This is a genomic window from Streptomyces sp. NRRL B-1140 (assembly GCF_001280065.1).
Lineage (GTDB): Bacteria > Actinomycetota > Actinomycetes > Streptomycetales > Streptomycetaceae > Streptomyces.
This window is the reverse complement of record NZ_LGEA01000176.1, coordinates 1-712: the sequence shown is the minus strand read 5'-3', so window position 1 is coordinate 712 and position 712 is coordinate 1. Positions and strand designations below refer to the sequence as shown.

Genomic DNA, 712 nt, shown 5'->3' with positions numbered 1-712 from the left:
GTCCGTCTCGCCGGACTCCTCGGGGCGGAAGAAGTCGGCCAGGCACAGGCGGCGGCCGCGGCGCTGGCGCGGGAAGGTGAAGCGGGTGCGCTCGTTGCCCTGCTCGTCCAGGATGATCAGGTCGTCGTCCTTGGAGACGCACGGGAAGTAGCCGTAGACCACGGCCGCCTCCAGCAGGTTCTCCGTCTGGAGCCGGTCCAGCAGACCGCGCAGCCGGGGCCGGCCCTCGTTCTCCACGAGCTCCTCGTACGACGGGCCCTCGCCGGTGCGGGCCTGCTTCAGACCCCACTGGCCCTTGAACAGGGCGCCCTCGTCGAGCCAGCTCGCGTACTCCTTGAGCTGGATTCCCTTGATCACGCGGGTGCCCTGGAAGGGCGGGGTGGGCACGGGGTTGTCGGTGGCGACGTCGGAGCGGACGTGCCCCTCCTCCGGGCGCTCCTCCACCTCCACCGGGGCGGTCGCCCGCACCCGGCGCTGCTTGAGCTCGGGCAGCTTGGCGCCGGGTACGCCCCGCTTGACGCCGATCAGGGCGTCCATCAGGCGCAGGCCCTCGAAGGCGTCGCGGGCGTAGCGGACCTCGCCTTCGTAGATCTCGTGCAGGTCCTGCTCGACGTAGGCGCGGGTCAGGGCGGCGCCGCCGAGGATGACCGGGTAGCCGGAGGCCAGGCCGCGCTGGTTGAGCTCCTCCAGGTTCTCCTTCATGATCACGGTG

At 71.3% G+C, this 712-nt stretch carries 1 protein-coding gene; it reads right to left on the bottom strand.

From position 1 onward, the window contains the following. On the bottom strand, window positions 1-712 hold a 712-nt coding region (locus ADK65_RS36535), incomplete at both ends, for a vitamin B12 dependent-methionine synthase activation domain-containing protein (protein WP_324614337.1).